The following is a 16,839-nucleotide window of genomic DNA, read 5'->3' on the forward strand; positions in this document are numbered from 1 at the left end:
AAGTTCTTAATTATATTTTTGATTATTATTATTTCCTGGTGTTGCTCAACTTCAGGCTCTCTGGCCTAGAGTTGAGATTTGCTACTTTGTTGAGCATCAAAAGCTATTACTTTTACGTAGCTATCGTACCTGTTTTGGGTACGGTGGTAAAGTACCTGTAAAAGGTACGAGTGACAAAAAGCATCCACTCTCCAGAAATGCAGGCGCTTCTTAACTGGCTTCGAGAAATTCGTGAAGACCAGGGTATATCCATGCGTGAAATGGGGGAACGTATAGGTCGTCCTCACAGCTTCGTGCAAAAAGTTGAAGTGGGAGAACGGCGCCTGGATGTTGTTGAGTTCATCTGGTACTGCGAGGCGCTAGGTGTTCAGCCTCAAACCGGTATGGATATTGTTCAGAGTTACCGGGCACGGTTAAAAAACACTTTTTAAAATCTTGTTTAAACCCGCAAGTGTACTGCGTTGTTTTTCACCCATAAGTATATGTTCCAGGGAGAGGTAGGCTACCTGCTTTATCTTCCTGAGAGACCATCACTCCTGAAGAAAAATTGAGGTCACTTCACGGGCGGTATCGGCCAGAAGTTCACCGTTTTTGTAACTCTCAGTCACTTCCCCATTCTTGCCGATAGCGGTTTTAGGTCGTTCAATAAACTGCCCCAGCGGAGTCGCATTCTCATCCAGTACCACCGCAAATGGAATTTTGACTTTATCGACACCAAAGTGTGCTTTAAAAACGGCTTTAGCCTTGTCGCGGGTGATAATACCCAGACGTATTGCCGGCGCTGACGCGGCAATGGCATGGATAACGGGCAAGTTTTTATGGCAGTCGGGGCACCACATTTCAGCAGCTACCAGAATGCTGTTCGAACCCGGAAGTTGCGAGAGCTTACTAATGACATCGTCAGGTAATGCCTCGTTGGCAAGCCCCTCAAAATGCCGCAATGCGTTGCGGTCTTCTTCTGCTCCGCTGCCAACAAATTCGTTGTAATCCGATGCTGCTTCGAGCAGTACTTTGAAATCTTGCATGTGTTCTCCTTTGTTAGTAAAGGGTATACGGCTGCACATAAACCTGGCAATCATAAAGACCAATGGTCAGGCATGACCTGAAGAGGCGTACCATTTCAGTGTCTGGCTGCCATAAGTAGATATTGCCATTCTACCTACTAATTGATAGATTATCACGTAATTTGTTAATTTTGAGGCGTAACGCTGATGGGGCGATCTATTGGATTCAAGATAGTGATAGCAATGATGGCATTTGCAGCCAATTCTGTGCTCTGTCGGGTTGCGTTGAAAGGCGAACATATTGATCCGGTGACGTTCAGTGACCTTCGCCTGATGAGCGGGGCGGTGGTCTTGTTACCACTGTTGTTGAGACGTGAGGGGAAAAAGCAGGGCGTCTGGAGCTTGAAAAGCGGGTTCTTTCTTATGGCCTACGCCCTGTGTTTCTCCCTTGCCTATATTCATTTGGATACAGGCACAGGTGCTTTGCTCTTGTTTGGCGTTGTGCAACTGGCGATGGTGGCCCATGGCCTTTTCCATGGGGAAAGGCTGTCGTTTTCCAGAGCAACGGGGCTTGGGCTGGCTGTAGCCGGCATGGCTGCTCTTCTCTTACCTGGTGCCAAAGCGCCCCCCCTGGGCAGTGCTGTTCTGATGGCACTTTCAGGCCTTGCCTGGGCGGCTTATACCCTTTGCGGAAAGCGCTCTCCTGATGCTGCGCAGGTCACTGCGGCAAATTTCATCCTTGCTGTGCCTTTTGCCCTGGTGTTGTCGCCGTTCATTAGCCAGGGAGCGCACTTTGACAGTTTCGGAATTCTCCTGGCAGTGCTCTCTGGTGCGGGTGCTTCTGCCGGAGCCTATGTGCTGTGGTATTCACTTTTACCTCGTCTTGAGTCTGTTGCAGCCAGTACGGTTCAGTTGAGTGTGCCCTGTCTGGCGATGCTGGGAGGCGTAACATTTTTGGGCGAGTCACTGAGCCTCAGAATGGCATTTTCAACGCTGGCAGTCCTTGCGGGCATTCTGTTGGTGATCAAGGCACCGGGTCAGAAAATACGGCACTGATATCAACGTGCCAGTCATGACTTGATCACTCTACAAATTGGTTTTTTAGGTTTTAAAGCAATGGAATATCTAATCGTTAGAAAAATCAGTGACGCTGTGACCTCTTTGGATAAACTAATCGGGTAACCTCTATGAAATACGATTTTGATGAAGCAGTGGACAGGGCAGGGACAGACAGCTTAACCGTCGACGGCTGGCGTGAATATATGTTTGGTGCCCATGAAGGCCCCGTGCCGGAAGTACCGGCCAATGGTTTTATAAACCTCTGGGTAGCAGACATGGCTTTTTCCACCCCCGAGCCGGTGCTTGAAGCCATACGTTCCCGGTTAGATAAAAAAATTCTTGGCTACACCCGCATTTATGACAGGGATTACTATGAGATTTTTGGGGCCTGGTGTGAAAGGAATTACGGATACCGGTTTCAGGAAGAAAGCATTGTTTTCTCCCCGGGTATTATCCCTGCGCTTAACCGATTGGTGCCGTTACTGACCCACGAAGAAGACAGCATCCTCATCCTGACCCCTTCTTACGCACCGTTTAAAAAAGCCGGAGACTATAGCGGTCGTCGCGTCGTCGATTGCCCGCTTAGAAATAACGAAGGCCACTGGGCGGTAGATTTTGAGGCAATGGAACAAGCCCTGAGCGATGACCAGCAGCGAGTTAAAGCCTTCTTTCTCTGTAACCCGCATAATCCCACCGGGCGAGTTTGGCGACGTGATGAGTTGCAGAAAATGATAGCGTTATGCCTTAAACATGATGTGTGGGTTATTTCTGATGAAATCCACTGTGATTTATCCCGCTCGGGCGTCACGCATATTCCCGCCGCGTCAATTTTTCCTGAAAATCATAAAATTATCACCTGCATGTCGACCAGCAAAACGTTCAACCTGGCGGGTAACCTGCTGGCAAACATCATGATCCCTGATGCCTCAGTGAGAGCCGAATGGCTTCGCCTGCATGATGATTTTATCTCTCCGCTGAGCCTGGTGGCTAACAAGGCCGCCTGGTCCGAGTGCGATGAGTGGTTGACTCAGGTCAGGCACTACATTGACGAGAACTTCCGTTTTCTGCAGGACTACCTGGGGACATATCATCCGCTGGCCCGTTTTATCATTCCGGAAGGGACTTATCTTGCCTGGATTGATATCTCTCGTCTGGTAGATGTCAGTAATCAGGAAGAGGTAACCCTCTTTTTTGCCAGACATGCGGGTGTATTGCTTGAAGGGGGGCAAATGTTTGTCAGTAACGGCGACGGGCACATCCGCCTTAATCTGGCTTGTCCACGCGCTATGCTTGCTGAGGGACTCAACCGCATAAGCAAGGCATTGAGTGCCAGTTCTAGCGATGCTACCTGAACGATGACCGCAGCGATGCTGCCTGGAGAACAAAATGACGAAACACTATGACTATATAGCGATTGGTGGTGGTAGCGGTGGTATCGCCTCAATCAACCGTGCGGCGATGTATGGGCAGAAATGCGCTTTGATAGAAGCCCGGGAGTTGGGCGGGACTTGCGTCAATGTGGGGTGTGTACCGAAAAAAATAATGTGGCACGCTGCGCAAATCGCAGAGGCCATTCATCTTTATGGCCCAGACTATGGCTTCGATACCACATTAAACCGCCTCGACTGGGCTACCTTGCTAAAAAACCGCAGTGCCTACATCGATCGTATTCATACTTCATACGAAAATGTGTTGGGTAAAAACAAGGTAGATGTCATCAAAGGTTTTGCCCGGTTTGTGGACGGGCATACGGTGGAGGTCAACGGGGAAACGATTACCGCTGACCATATATTGATAGCCACCGGTGGTCGCCCTAGCCATCCCTCTATTCCGGGGGCGGAATACGGAATTGATTCAGATGGTTTTTTTGCGCTTGAGGCGCTACCGCAGCGCACTGCAGTTGTTGGTGCAGGCTACATTGCTGTTGAACTGGCAGGTGTTCTCAATGCATTGGGGTCAAAAACCCATTTGTTCGTACGTAAGCATGGGCCTTTGCGCAGTTTTGACCCGTTGCTCACAGAAACACTGGTTGAAGTCATGAACGACGAAGGCCCAACGTTGCACACCCAAGCGATCCCCACTGCAGTGGTCAAAAACCAGGACGGCAGCCTGACACTGAAGCTGGAAGATGGTCGTGAACAAACGGTTGACTGTTTGATCTGGGCGATTGGCCGCGAGCCAGCCAATGACAAGTTGAACGTTGAGATGGCGGGTGTTGAACTCGATGAAAAGGGGTACGTCAAAGTTGATAAATATCAAAATACCAACGTGCCGGGTGTTTACGCGGTGGGTGATAATACCGGTGCGGTTGAGTTAACACCGGCAGCTGTTGCTGCGGGCCGTCGCCTTTCAGAACGCTTGTTTAACAACAAGCCGGATGAGTATCTGGATTACAACAATATTCCCACAGTCGTCTTTAGCCACCCGACAATAGGTACCGTTGGCCTGACTGAACCCCAGGCGCGCGAGGAATATGGTGATGATCAGGTGAAAGTTTATCAGTCATCTTTTACCGCCATGTACACCGCCGTGACGCGTCATCGCCAGCCATCCCGCATGAAGCTGGTATGTGTGGGGACGGAAGAGAAAATCATCGGTATCCACGGTATCGGTTTAGGCATGGATGAAATACTGCAAGGCTTTGCCGTTGCGCTGAAAATGGGAGCAACGAAGAGAGACTTCGACAATACCGTGGCAATTCACCCAACTGCGGCAGAAGAATTTGTCACGATGAGATAATGGTGAGTAGTGCCATTTAGCATGTGACGGGAGGGCCGAAGGTTTGTTAAACAACGGCCCGTAATGAGTACGTATTATATGGAGATAAGAATGAACAAATACATCCTCGCGTTATCTGCTGCGCTTTTCGGCTCGCAGGTTCAGGCAGCAACGCCCGCAGCGCTTCCCGCACCGGTCAAGCAATTGGAAAAACAAGGTATAGAAATAATCAAACCCTTCACGGCTCCCGGTGGGGTTCAGGGCTGGTTGGGAAAATATCAGGGAACGGGGGTGACAATTTATCTGACCCCCGATAAAAAACATGCCATATCAGGTTATATGTACGATGAGAACGGAAATAATCTGAGCGAAAAAATCATAAAGGACGAGATTTACATCCCTGCCGGCAGGAAAATGTGGCAAACACTCTTAAAAGCTCCAGGTATCATGGAGGGAAGTGATAAGGCAAATTGCCAAATTGTCGTGTTTGCCGATCCCTTCTGCCCTTACTGTAAAAAATTCAGGCAGGAAGTTCAGCCCTATATCAAAGACAATAAAATCGCCATGAAAACCCAGTTGGTTGGTGTCATGCAGCCTGACAGTGGTCGTTATGCGGCGGCGATGTTGTCTGCTGATAATCCTGCGAAGGCCTGGCAGGATTTCGAGCTGTCTGGCGGTAAAAGTAAGCCGGCGCTTCTAGAGAAAACACCACAGCCGATTTTTTCCCAGATCCAGTACAACCAGAAATTGATGGACGATCTGGGCGCCAACGGCACACCGGCAATTTATTATCTGAACCACGCCAACACGCTTCAACAGATCGTCGGCCTGCCGGATAAAGATCAAATGGCCGATCTTGTGGCATGCAAGTAGTTTTCACGTCGATTATCGCTTAGGTTTATCCTGAACAACAGGTGGTGGTGCATTTTCCAGCCAGCACCGCACTGGTAGCCTCGGACGATGAGGGTAAGGCTCTCAAAGCCAAGTGCTAGGGTAAATCGCCTAAATCTGAAATTGAAAAATGGCCGTATGGTGTCGGACAAGGACCAGATTGCCTATGCGTCAGCCAATATCAGGCATTCAAAAACCTGCAAGGGCATTCACTAACGTTCATCACCTTGGGCCTGGGGTGATCGGCGGTATTTAGGGACATTGTCCACTTACCGTATCGACGATATGAAAGGCAAAGTTTGGACGGTTATGCCCGTTACTGAGAAGACGCCTCTATAATGATGAAGCTCCATTTCGGGGGGATAGTTATCCGTTAACGGGCGTTTAGCTGTTGATCCTGCTTGGCATTGATTGATGCCGGTTCTGTGAGACTCAGCTGCAGGAGTGCCTATCCGCGCTGCCCTGTTGGCACGGCGCTGTATTCAACCGTCAGCGCCTTACAATCCAGTATCCCGATATAATGACGAGCATCTTGTTGGAAGGGAGCCATCCACACCTCGCCATTGCGTTCGATGTCGGACAAGGGTAAATCAATCCCTTGCAGATGAGACAACGCTTCGGCCTGGGTGAATACCGTTATTTCGTCTTTGGGCGCTAACCTGTCGTTCAGGATCACCGTGGCCACTTTTTCTCTAGAGTAGGCAAGGCATGCCTGTTTTTTTGCCGGATCACTGTACGTCATCGTCCAATATCGGTAGCCGATAAAAAAGCCATAAACGGCAGTGAGCAGCAGGGCCAGGATTACGATCGCAATTAACGTCCATTTCACGAGTCTTCGCATGCTTACATTCTCTTTGATTTCATGCTCATACCAGGCTGCTGACCTGATAAGAGACAAACGAGATAATATTTTGGGCGGTTCCCGCTTATACGTTTACCGCCATGATAGACGGGGCAGTCCTTCACCAATAACTCAAAACGGAGAGTTTCCCCTCCGTAGTTATACTATTGGCCTGTGAAGTGAACGTGAAGTTCACCGTTAATGTTGATCATATACGGTGTGCCGTTAAACGACTCTTGCAGGAAACGGCCAACGGTGGTCAAGCCCTCTGCCACACTGTCACGATGCGTGCTCTTGTTGAAGTCATAGGTGTCAGGGAAACCACGAACAACGCCGGTGTACTCCCAGGAGCCTGAGGTGTTACGGGTAAACGTCCCTTCCGTGTTAAGCGTCACATTCCCCAAGATGAGCCCAGGTTGACCAAACAAGTCATTGCTCTGCGCAGTGTTGTAATTGAAACGCATCTGGAAATTGTGTTGGCCAGGTGCACCAAACATCGCAGCCTTCTCCGCAAATCCGGTCATATTCTTGGGATTCAGGCGATCGCCAAATTCGCCAATCTCGATATACATCTCGCGGCCGTTCCCCCACAAGAAATTATTCAACGCCGCGACAACCGAGAATTGGCTGGTCGACAATTTGTTACCGGCATTACTCAGCTGATAATTATTGCGCTTAGCCGTGTCGTAGTAAGCTTTGGTTAATTCAAGGTGGGAGATCCCGGGGTTGTTGGCAACACAGTTGTCGGTATAAACACAGGTTTTCATGAACCGTAACACCTCCTGCATAGTTTCTGCGTCCGATCGACGGTCAACGAGGGTTTTGTTAACCGATGCAAGCATTTCACTCAATACGGTACCGTTTTGCAGTTTGGCGCCATAGATGGATAACAGCGTATTGAAATTCGGGAATGGGCCAGGAAATCCCTCATGCGTCAGGCTTAATTCACCGCCGGAAGAACCAGCAACAGCGGGCGCTGTCACTATAATGTTATCTGACATGACTTAACTCCTTAAATAATATAAAAATAGTCGATAGGCTTACCGTTAGGCCTGTTTTGATAATAATAATTATTTGCATTGTCAGGCCAGAAATGCCCGTTGTGCAGCCGCTGAGCAAAATAAATGCGCGGCAGCCTATGCAGGTGGCAGCTGTTATTAAAGATTGCTTCAATGGGTAAGGGGGCATCGCTATTACCGAGCTGAGGTTGTATTGACTGACTTTCACAGCGATAGGTTATCCCTGCTGAATTTATTTGATGGATATCAGCCGCAGCATAATATCGACCAACTAATGGAGTTATTGGATAGCATAAATTACTCAGGAAAAGAGAAATTATGGTTTTCTAGTCAGGGAGTTTAGTGCGTTAATGCAGATTGGAAGATGTGTCGAGAGCATTTATCGCCATGCCGGACAACTAGGGGAACGGACGTGCTCAAAGTAAAGTGATAAATTGAAATGGACGCTCTGGCGTTATCGATAACCGAATGTTGTTTTTTAGGTTAGTGCTCGTTTATTTTTAAGGAGCCAATTGAATTGGCTCACCCTTTCAATGTAATGGAAAGGGTGGATGGTTATTTATTATTTATTATTTATTATTTATTATTGGGCACTCCACTTCGATTGGGTTTATACCTTTGATTCTTACAGTGGCTTTTCTTGGCTCCGTGTTGTCAGGGGTATTTGATAAATAAAATACGTCATCAACTTTAGTGACAATATTCAATTTAACATACTCGAAATTTGAGTGTTCCTTGTCTATGTAAGTGGAAGGGATGCCAATATTAATAATGTCTTTTTTTAAAAAACATTTATTTTTTGCGGTAATGCCTACAATGTCTGCTGTTCTTTTAACTATGCTATCAGAGAATGGTAAGGAAAGCATGATTATTGACTCAGCAATTATAATAAGCATAATTGTTTGGTAGATTAGTCCTCTTGATTTTCTTGATGCGGGTATTAAAGGTATTTTGCTAATAAAGTGAATTGCAAAAATTATAGCGAAAAACATATTGTCACTGGCTTCTTTAAACTCTTTTGTAAATACGCCGGACAAGATTGCCGTTGTGATTAATATAATAAGCACTTCGACTGATGGGAGTAAGCATAGCCAGACTTTAGGAAGTACGTTGGCATGTTTGTTATTTACTCCTGGGATTTTTCTATGGGTATGTGATTTGCTTACTACGTTGAATATGATAAACCATACAAAAGATACAACAGCAGGATATCCTATTGATATTAAGATGTTACTTGTTTTTATTAAGATTAATGGCCAGAGGCAAATCATCAGGTTTAATAGGGTTATGGATTTTTTAGGGTTTTTGTACACCCACCGCTGTGAGGTTAGGTATATGTAGTAGGTTCGTGTGGCACTTCCTGCTCCGTTATTGACATATAAGAGGAACGCTACCATTCCAGCAATAAAAGTGATTATTATTGCACTGATTGCACCAATGCTGATTAATAGCTTGGTGGATATCAAATCTATGAAGTCAATGTTATAGCTTGCCGAAAAAGATAGTAATAGTAACGCACCATATATTATTGATGAAAACGTTATTATGCTAACTAAATTACTTGATATGTCGGCTAAGTCTTTTAGTTCGTATTTGATATTTTTCTCATTTTTATTTGATGCCGGATTTATATCTTCCATGTTTCGATCTCTTCTATGAATTGGACGGGCTCAGGATCTACTATATCTTAGTATATTGTAAGGTAACGCAAGTGTGCTTGAAAAACATATATGTTAGGGCAGAAGGATTGACGGGATTCGTGAGGATCGCTTACTCTATCTGGGCTGTACCGTCGTCCTTGGACGACCATCCAATGTCTCAGCACTCTGTGAGAGGCGCCTTCGGGTGAGTGCCATCCAATGTTTCAAGTGACCTGTGAGAAACGCCTTCGGGTGGTCACAATATCCTCGTAGCCTGGAAGAGGATGCCCATGTGGCGGTACCTCCGTTTACCCTTTGAGAACGGAGATCACGACAGTGATGAAGGTTTACTAACGACTCAACTGCGCCAGCCCAGGTACGGTTCCTTTCACCAAAACGTATATATTACGTCTTTCAGCTATAAAGCTCGCCAAGGCGAGGTTTACGCTTCAACATTTTGATTCTTTTATCTTTTACGACGTGTTGCTAACGATGCAACCTTTGAACGAACGTATAAAGCCAATGGGTACATTTGGCTGCTTGCGTGAGTCTCATTGGGAGCAGAGGAGCGCGCGTCACTTGTGAAGTGGCGAAGACACTACCAAGTGACGCGCGTAGCGCATAACGTCTCAACCCACGCACGACGTGGCTTTCAACGTTTTACTACCATCTGACCAACATGTAGTCCGTGTCAGTGCGGTTTTAAACACTCATTCACTTCAACGTAATTACAACGGAAAACACCGTTTTGAACGTTTCACTATTTAAAAGGAGGAAATCGACTCGGTATCGATGGCGACACTACGAACAGTAGTGTGTGGAGGCAGACTGACTAACGTCAGGCCGGCGAAAGCCGCGAACAGGTCAGAGACCTGGGGAGCCTCGAAATAACTCAACATTTCGCCGCCCCGATGCACAGATACCAGTCGAGACGCAGGAAGCGCAAAAGTAACCGTGTCGTCGGGGTTGAAATTATCGGGATACAGATCCGTCTGCTTTGTGGAAAGCAGAGGGGTGTGTATCCCGTGGGAGGAACAGTTATGTCAAAACTCAGCAAGCAGCTGGTTACGATCGCTCGGCAGGGACGAGGGAGTTTTAAAACCGTCGCTGACCGTTCGAGAATAGCGGAACGTTTTTCTGAACGTCTTGCGAAATTAAATATCCAAATTCGGGATGTTAAACACATCAAAACGACGCATATCGAAAAATACATTCATAGTCGGCAGGCTGAGAATATATCGCTCCGCACATTGCAAAACGAGATGTCTGCTGTGCGTTCAATCATGTCAGTTGCTGGCCGGAATAAACTTGCAGATCCTAATCATGATAAATTGAGCAACCAGGCTTTAGGGATTTCAGGTGCTAACCGTGATGGGACAAAAGCACCTATTTCGGATGAGAAATTAATGGCCATCATAAATCACACCTTGAAAAAAGATATGGGGGTAGCCTTAGGCATTCAGTTATCACGTTATTTAGGTTTACGGACGGAGGAAACTGTTCAGTCAGCAAAGTCATTAAAAACATGGCGACAGGCTTTAATTAACGGAAATGATTGTGTTCGGGTTGTTTTTGGCACGAAAGGAGGTCGCTCTCGTGATACGACCATTTTTAATCGCGAGAAGGTATTGTCTGTTTTAGATGTGGCGATCAAATATTGTGATGACCACAACGGAAAGTTAATTGACAAGCCTTCATTACATACAGCAATAGAACGATATCGGAATGTTGCCCGTGAGGCCGGAATGACAGGAAAAGATGCACCTCATAGTTTGCGTTACGCTTATTCACGCGATGCTGTTAAACATCATGTGAATACTGGAATGAGTAGAGAAGAGGCTGAAGCTCTCGTATCGATGGATTTGGGGCATGGTGATGGACGGGGGCGTTATATCAAACAAGTGTATTTCAAAGGTGATATTGAATAATTAATACGGTCGCAGCACTCACAGGGCTGCGACCTCTAAAATCGTCATTTTTAGCTCTCTACGAACAGTAAGTAAAAGATTAATAAACCACCCACTGCCGGTGGGGGTTAGTAATGTGGGTGTGGGTAGAATTGGAATTACCCATGATTGATAAAACCCCATAAATTATTCCAATGACTCTTGATGTAAACGAAGAACTTTTTCTGAAAAAACATCATCCAATATATAAAAATAACACTCAGGTACATCAAGAACACGTGCCAGCGCGCACATTGTTGTAAAGGTCGGCGTATAGGTGCCACTTTCATACTGGGAGATCCGCGAACGGGCGGTGGCTTCATCAATACCCGCCAGTACGCCCAGTTTCTCCTGTGTCAGTCCGGCCCGTTGGCGGGCGCTTTTCAGTCGTTGGGGAACCATGGTCTGCCGTCGTAGAAAGGATTGACAACATGTTTAGCATCACTTAACATCATATTTGTTTAGAGTTACTAAACATCAGAGACACTACAATGCAGTACGCCAGAAAACACCAGGGGAAAAAAGGCCGGTCATTTGACCGGCCTGCCTGTTTTCACCTATCGACCATTCAGCCCCAGCCTTTAAGCATTGCCACCGTTTCCGGCATCGAGAGCTGCATCCGGTGCCGTGCCGCCACATTCAGCGCAAACACCTGCGTATACATTTCCGTGGAGCTGATCGACTAATGTCCCACCAGTGACTGCCGCATCTTGAGCGGAATGCTGGCATACAATATGTGCACCGCGTAGTTGTTCCGGAAGCTGTGCGGGGGGAAAGTAACTAGCAGCATTTTAAGTCTCCTGTGGTTGACATAGCTCTCTTTTGATTCGAAGATGAACAGGCTTACTTGTTGTCTTCGGACAACCAGCTAATGCTTCAGCACTCTGTGAGAAGCGCCTTCGGGTGAGTGCCAACCAAAGTTTCAGCGGTCTGTGAGAAACGCCTTCGGGTGACTGCCAATAGCCTCGTAGCCTGAAAGAGGAAGCCCATGTGGCGGTAACTCCGTTTAGCCTTTGAGAACGGAGATCACTTTACGGTGATGAAGGTTCCTTCAGCATTTCACTTCCGGGCACAGTTCCCAATCTCTACAATTATCCTGACGGAAAACCTATCCCGTTAGGGCTGGTGTTATTCGTCTTTCTATCAGGACTGACACCATGAACAGAACGAACCTCCTCTGTGTTGTTGTTTCATTTGTGAAACACCAGACTGAACAGCTTCTTCCCCATGTGAGTGTCGGAGTAAGCTTGGCCAGACTGGAAGAGGATGCATTGCTTTTGCAACGTATCCTTGTCGACCTCGAACAGGCGGCTCGGAATATCCAGAGTATACGGAGTTCTGAGGACAAACTGGCTATCGATCGAACTGTGTTCTGGGCAGCACATGCGTTGGGGCACCGTCAATTTTATGACCGTGTGAATCAGCGGCTCCTGCGAATGGGTTTGCGGCAAGCGATTAAGCTGGGCAACCAACTCGACCCGGAACTGTGGCAGTGTGGTTGGCAAAGTGGTTATGACGATGCTTACGGCAATGACATAGAAGCCAGGGTAGATCTGGAGCAAAGCAGTATTTGTTGAACTCACATCTTTAACCATCGTCTGATTGCGCTTTCAGCAATCAGTTCCCCAGGGAAATACCTTTCCCCTGGGATCGGTGTTTCCCTTTTTTACAGGAGAAACACCATGTCTGTACTTTCACTGTGGCCTTATCAGCCAGAACTCCAACTCATAGACCGTCTGCGCACGTTTTGGCACCGAATACAACGGAGCCAGCCAGGTGCGGAGGACCTCTTTGAGACCGAGTGGTTCACCAACGAAACAGGCAATGTCAGCTGTAAAGCCGTTATTTACCCAATGACTTCCGGCGGCTGGGGAGCGACTGTCGTTTCGCGTAACGGTTATCACAAAGGGGATTTTTCCTACGACTATAAATGCTTTACGACCCTCTTCCCCTCTCAGGTCGCAGCGCTGCGTGCAGCTGAACAGCTTGCAAAGCAGTTTGTCTGTCTGCGTCATCGTTACTATTACGGTGTAAAACACCTGGTATGCGCGCCGGCGGCGTAAGCGATAGGCAGTAACACACCCTGACGGGGATTTATTCCCGTTCGGGGATAGATCCCCCTTCATTATTTCCGGAGGATTTATCGTGAACATGAACGTAGCCTTTTTAACAACAGCGCCTCAGTCACTTACTCAGGATTTGTGCGATCTGGCGAACCTGGAAGGGCATTTTTTGGCCGTACGCGCGCTGATGCGTCTCGATACGGGTAATGAAAAGGGCGAGGGGGAAGCCTACTCGCTTAACCAATGTGGGATAGTTAATGCCGCCTACCGTTTTGGTTTTGCCTGGTATGGGGGACGTTTCGACAGTTCAGCCTGCGAGCCGCTTATCAACGCATTGCACACACTCGGGACCGATCTCGATCCGGCAGTATGGAAACGCTGCTTTGATGAAGGGTGTAATGACGCAGAGATTGAACAGGAGCAAGTGAACCTGCTCACACCCATGTAGTACGCACTGTCGGTCTTGTTGAGTACAACAGGACTTCAACGATTTAACTTATTTTCCCTGGAGGGGCCTTCCCCTTCCAGGGAAGTCCGTCTCCGGAACACAGGAGACTTACCATGTTGCATTTTGACCCTGCAGAACTGCGTGCTGTCGTCGCTGAAATCCGTGCCAATCAGTGTGCGCTGGTGTTGGCCAAAGACGACGGCGTTTATCTGATGCCGGCTGTGGGTGAGCGAGACGCCACAGGGCGTATTAAACACCTGGCGTATGCCGACGGATGCCATCCCCAAAAGGATGATGCCTGGTATGAGACGTCCCGGCAGCTTGTCGGCGGCGATGACTTTGGCGAGGAGCTGGCGCTGACCGATAGTTGTATCGAACGAATACTGTCGCAAGGGCATGAACTCTGGATACACCTGTTACCCGAGACGGTCTATATGCACGTCGCTGCGGTTAACTGGGTTGGTGTCGCCGACTTCCGTTGTATGACCGCCCGCATGCTGCAGCTGGCCGAGGTCCATTACTCGGTCTGTGTCAGCCAGGATGAGTTTAAAAGCTGGCGTGAGCGGGCCATCAACCTGCTGGCCACGACCTGCCAAACCGATTGCAAGCGGGCAAAGCCCGCCGATCGGGAAGACTATCTGGCCATGTTCGAACGGCTGAAACAGCGTGTTGACACCGTTAATCCGAAAGGGGCGCTGCGTTACCCCGCTTTCTAACCATTTTTCTGTCCCCTGGGGCGTATTCTTCGCCACCAGGGGAGGAATGCGCCTTTTTTACGAGGAGCACTCCATGAAAAAAACATCATCACGTCGGCCGGCAAAAGCCCGTCGAGAACGTCCCGACCTGTATCAGCAGGTGACGGACAAAATCATTGCCGCTATCGAGACGGGAACGTTGCCCTGGCGCAAGCCCTGGCGGACCGACAAGGCCCGCGGCGCGTCGACGGCCATCATGCCGCAGAACGGCACGACCGGTTACCACTACAGCGGTGTGAATGTGCTGCTGTTGTGGATAGCCGCAGAAGAAAGGGGCTTTCACTCCAATCGCTGGCTCACCTACAAGCAGGCGGAAGCCGTCGGTGGCCATGTGCGTGCTGGCGAAACCGCGACCCTGGCCGTGGTATTCAAACCCTGGGATAAGCAGGTGGAGGATGCTGATGGCCGGCAGCTGTTTGACGAAGAGGGGAACCCGCTGAAAACGCGAATACCCATGCTGAAACCGCTGTACTTGTTTAACGTTGCCCAATGCGACAGCCTCCCGGAAACCGTTGTCGGCATTACGCCGGCAGAGGAGCCGGAAGAGGTGGGGGCGTTGGTCGATGCGAAAACGCAGGCTCAGGTCAGTGCCCTCGTGGACGCCTGTGGTGTTCGGTTCGAGCAGGTTTACCAGGACAGGGCATTTTACTCCCCGATCCGTGACCAGATTGTCTTGCCGCAGGTTCAGCAATTTCGTACCGAGGCGGATTACTGGTCGACGTTATTGCATGAACTGGTGCACAGCACCGGTCATGCAACACGGCTCAACCGGGAGGGGATCACGTCTTCCTCCCGGGCGTTCGGTGACCCGGTATACGCGTTCGAAGAACTGGTGGCGGAGCTGGGCAGTGCCTTTATGTGCGCACAGCTTGGCGTCTTTGGCGACGTTCAGCACGACAGCTACCTCGAGCATTGGCTCAGGGTATTACGTGAGGATAAGCGCGCGCTGTTTCGGGCGGCCAAACAGGCTCGTGAGGCTTCAGAGTTTCTGCTGAAGCCCCTGGTGGTACCGGTGATAACAGATCCTGCCGTTGCGGCATGAGGAGTTAGGTGATAACGATTGAACAGTGCTATTGGCAGACCATTGCCGGCAGGCTACTGGCCAAATACTTTGGTCTGACGTTAAACGATACCGATCTGTGTGAAGCAGAGTGCGTGATGGCTTTGCAGGAAGTGGGTGTGCGGCCGTTTGAGGCTATCAACAACCTGGTGGATAAATACCACCTGGTACGCCTGGGCTCCCATCCATTTACCCCATCATCGCCCTATCTGCGCCAGGAGGAAGAACTGGGCGTGATCGGTGAGCATGAACTCTAACGGCAGGGCATTACCATTGTCCTGACCATCATGATTTAACACCTAACCCAACGGGGGAGACTTTCCCCCCAATGGGGAAAGCTTCCTCTTTTTTCTTGTAAGAAGAGGAGAACTATCATGTCGAACTGGTGCAAAAATTGTTTAGTTGTTACCGGACAATCCGTGTTTGTCGACGAGCTGCAGCAATGGGTGAATGGCCATGTTGTGCCTGACTACCGTCATGCTATTCAACAGAGCTGCAGACTGTTCCTGGCAGGGTGCGGCGGCATACTGAAGCCGGCCACGACAAAACCCGGTGTTTACGTGCCCTATCCGGGCTTATTAACGTATCCGGGTATCGCATCACCTCAGAACCTGGCCTTTGAACACTGGTTCGGGTTGCTGAAGGCGGATGTCCCGTTAACGGCTGAGAGCATTCGCTTGATTGAGCGTCTATATCGCCAGTCGTGTATTGATGCCGTAAAATGGGAGAACATCCCCAACGTCGCGAAGGAGCGTATGGCGGATGTGCTGTCTCGCCAGTATGCGGACTGGTTCGGCCTGGTGGGAGTGAGCCCTGACATCGATGCCGGCAGCTGTTGGGAGCGTTTGGGCATGATGCCTGAGTATACCGCACCGTGCGATATGCTAATGCTGATCCCGACGCGCCTGGCTACCGAGCTGAATGGTTCAGGCGCACTGTTACGTGATGTGCCGACCACGGCCGAGCTCTATGGTCGACAGTACGGCGTCGAATGGCCATCAGGCCAGAATGTCGGTTGTGTCCGGGATGGCATCAACACGTTGACTGTTCACTTTGATTCCCCGTGGTACCCGCCAGCCGGCGAGGTTATCGGGACAGTGTCGGATCTGTTCAGTTGCCAAGTGGAACATACCTGGACTATGCCCGATGCGAAACGCAGTGGTTACGATCGCTACGACCGCGGCGAGCATGTCGACGGCGGACGAATAGCGGCTGAGGTCGAGGTCGGTGAGGTGATCCACCTGACCTACGCTGACAAGGATTCTGTGCCGTTGTCACCTAATGCAGCCGCCAGCTAATCACCGACTTTTGTTAACGCATTAACCTATGGCCACAGATATTCGGTGGCCTTTTTTTCCAGTGGGGGAGTTCCCCCACTGCGGGTGGATAAATCGT

General features: G+C 49.1%; 18 protein-coding genes and 2 pseudogenes. 14 read left to right on the forward strand and 6 right to left on the reverse strand.

Annotation, left to right across the window (positions count from 1 at the left end):
- Positions 1-170 precede the first annotated feature (170 nt).
- Positions 171-431, forward strand: a complete 261-nt coding sequence (locus tag AAZT04_RS15790; RefSeq protein WP_434680885.1) for a helix-turn-helix domain-containing protein — start codon at positions 171-173, stop codon at positions 429-431.
- A 99-nt stretch (positions 432-530) separates the two neighbouring features.
- On the opposite strand, the gene AAZT04_RS15795 is transcribed toward AAZT04_RS15790, so the two are convergent.
- Positions 531-1,025, reverse strand: a complete 495-nt coding sequence (locus AAZT04_RS15795; RefSeq protein WP_434680887.1) for a thioredoxin family protein — start codon at positions 1,023-1,025, stop codon at positions 531-533.
- A gap of 186 nt (positions 1,026-1,211) precedes the next feature.
- Here AAZT04_RS15795 and AAZT04_RS15800 point away from each other — a divergent pair, with 186 nt between their 5' ends.
- The 4 genes from AAZT04_RS15800 (at position 1,212) to dsbG (ending at position 5,654) form a co-directional block, all read left to right on the forward strand.
- Entirely contained in the window at positions 1,212-2,060 is an 849-nt protein-coding gene (locus AAZT04_RS15800; RefSeq protein WP_434680889.1) for a DMT family transporter, read from the forward strand.
- A gap of 131 nt (positions 2,061-2,191) precedes the next feature.
- Positions 2,192-3,415, forward strand: a complete 1,224-nt coding sequence (locus AAZT04_RS15805; RefSeq protein WP_434680891.1) for a MalY/PatB family protein — start codon at positions 2,192-2,194, stop codon at positions 3,413-3,415.
- Between the two features lie 34 nt (positions 3,416-3,449).
- Positions 3,450-4,802: a glutathione-disulfide reductase gene (gene gorA, locus AAZT04_RS15810; protein WP_434680893.1), complete on the forward strand. Its 1,353-nt coding sequence runs from the start codon at positions 3,450-3,452 to the stop codon at positions 4,800-4,802.
- A 90-nt stretch (positions 4,803-4,892) separates the two neighbouring features.
- Entirely contained in the window at positions 4,893-5,654 is a 762-nt protein-coding gene (gene dsbG / locus AAZT04_RS15815) for a thiol:disulfide interchange protein DsbG (RefSeq protein WP_434680895.1), read from the forward strand.
- A 466-nt stretch (positions 5,655-6,120) separates the two neighbouring features.
- Here the strand turns inward: dsbG and AAZT04_RS15820 are convergent, their stop codons facing one another.
- Positions 6,121-6,513 (reverse strand): hypothetical protein, encoded by a 393-nt coding sequence (locus AAZT04_RS15820; protein WP_290016613.1) that lies wholly within the window; start codon positions 6,511-6,513, stop codon positions 6,121-6,123.
- Between the two features lie 164 nt (positions 6,514-6,677).
- Positions 6,678-7,514: a lipid II-degrading bacteriocin gene (locus tag AAZT04_RS15825; protein ID WP_434680898.1), complete on the reverse strand. Its 837-nt coding sequence runs from the start codon at positions 7,512-7,514 to the stop codon at positions 6,678-6,680.
- A gap of 376 nt (positions 7,515-7,890) precedes the next feature.
- On the opposite strand from AAZT04_RS15825, the pseudogene AAZT04_RS15830 reads away from it, so the two are divergent.
- Positions 7,891-7,962: pseudogene (locus AAZT04_RS15830) on the forward strand (DUF4113 domain-containing protein); the annotation flags it as partial.
- Positions 7,963-8,101: 139 nt separating this feature from the next.
- Here AAZT04_RS15830 and AAZT04_RS15835 read toward each other — a convergent pair.
- Entirely contained in the window at positions 8,102-9,172 is a 1,071-nt protein-coding gene (locus AAZT04_RS15835; RefSeq protein WP_434680900.1) for a hypothetical protein, read from the reverse strand.
- 1,040 nt (positions 9,173-10,212) lie between these two features.
- Here AAZT04_RS15835 and AAZT04_RS15840 point away from each other — a divergent pair.
- Positions 10,213-11,100: an integrase domain-containing protein gene (locus AAZT04_RS15840; RefSeq protein WP_290016610.1), complete on the forward strand. Its 888-nt coding sequence runs from the start codon at positions 10,213-10,215 to the stop codon at positions 11,098-11,100.
- A gap of 165 nt (positions 11,101-11,265) precedes the next feature.
- Here AAZT04_RS15840 and AAZT04_RS15845 read toward each other — a convergent pair whose 3' ends face one another.
- Entirely contained in the window at positions 11,266-11,520 is a 255-nt protein-coding gene (locus tag AAZT04_RS15845; RefSeq protein WP_261137491.1) for a helix-turn-helix transcriptional regulator, read from the reverse strand.
- Positions 11,521-11,686: 166 nt separating this feature from the next.
- Positions 11,687-11,899 (reverse strand): annotated as a pseudogene (locus AAZT04_RS15850) (tyrosine-type recombinase/integrase); the annotation flags it as partial.
- Positions 11,900-12,275: 376 nt separating this feature from the next.
- Between AAZT04_RS15850 and AAZT04_RS15855 the strand changes: the two are divergent.
- From AAZT04_RS15855 to AAZT04_RS15885, 7 genes are all read left to right on the forward strand, one after another.
- The gene (locus tag AAZT04_RS15855) at positions 12,276-12,695 is read left to right on the forward strand and encodes a hypothetical protein (RefSeq protein WP_434680902.1); all 420 of its coding nucleotides are present in this window, start codon (positions 12,276-12,278) and stop codon (positions 12,693-12,695) included.
- Positions 12,696-12,800: 105 nt separating this feature from the next.
- Complete coding sequence (locus AAZT04_RS15860; protein WP_434680904.1) at positions 12,801-13,181, forward strand: hypothetical protein; 381 nt, start codon at positions 12,801-12,803, stop codon at positions 13,179-13,181.
- 88 nt (positions 13,182-13,269) lie between these two features.
- The gene (locus AAZT04_RS15865; protein ID WP_434681078.1) at positions 13,270-13,629 is read left to right on the forward strand and encodes a hypothetical protein; all 360 of its coding nucleotides are present in this window, start codon (positions 13,270-13,272) and stop codon (positions 13,627-13,629) included.
- 113 nt (positions 13,630-13,742) lie between these two features.
- The gene (locus AAZT04_RS15870; RefSeq protein ID WP_434680906.1) at positions 13,743-14,345 is read left to right on the forward strand and encodes a DUF3085 domain-containing protein; all 603 of its coding nucleotides are present in this window, start codon (positions 13,743-13,745) and stop codon (positions 14,343-14,345) included.
- 73 nt (positions 14,346-14,418) lie between these two features.
- Positions 14,419-15,426: an ArdC family protein gene (locus tag AAZT04_RS15875; RefSeq protein WP_434680908.1), complete on the forward strand. Its 1,008-nt coding sequence runs from the start codon at positions 14,419-14,421 to the stop codon at positions 15,424-15,426.
- An 11-nt stretch (positions 15,427-15,437) separates the two neighbouring features.
- Positions 15,438-15,701: a TA system toxin CbtA family protein gene (locus tag AAZT04_RS15880; RefSeq protein WP_142105850.1), complete on the forward strand. Its 264-nt coding sequence runs from the start codon at positions 15,438-15,440 to the stop codon at positions 15,699-15,701.
- A 117-nt stretch (positions 15,702-15,818) separates the two neighbouring features.
- A complete protein-coding gene (locus AAZT04_RS15885; RefSeq protein ID WP_434680910.1) occupies positions 15,819-16,742 on the forward strand; it encodes a DUF1281 domain-containing protein in 924 nt (307 codons plus the stop codon).
- Positions 16,743-16,839 lie beyond the last annotated feature (97 nt).

Origin of the sequence: Serratia sp. Je.1.23.a, from assembly GCF_051129805.1 — a bacterium.
GTDB classification, from domain to species: domain Bacteria; phylum Pseudomonadota; class Gammaproteobacteria; order Enterobacterales; family Enterobacteriaceae; genus Serratia; species Serratia liquefaciens.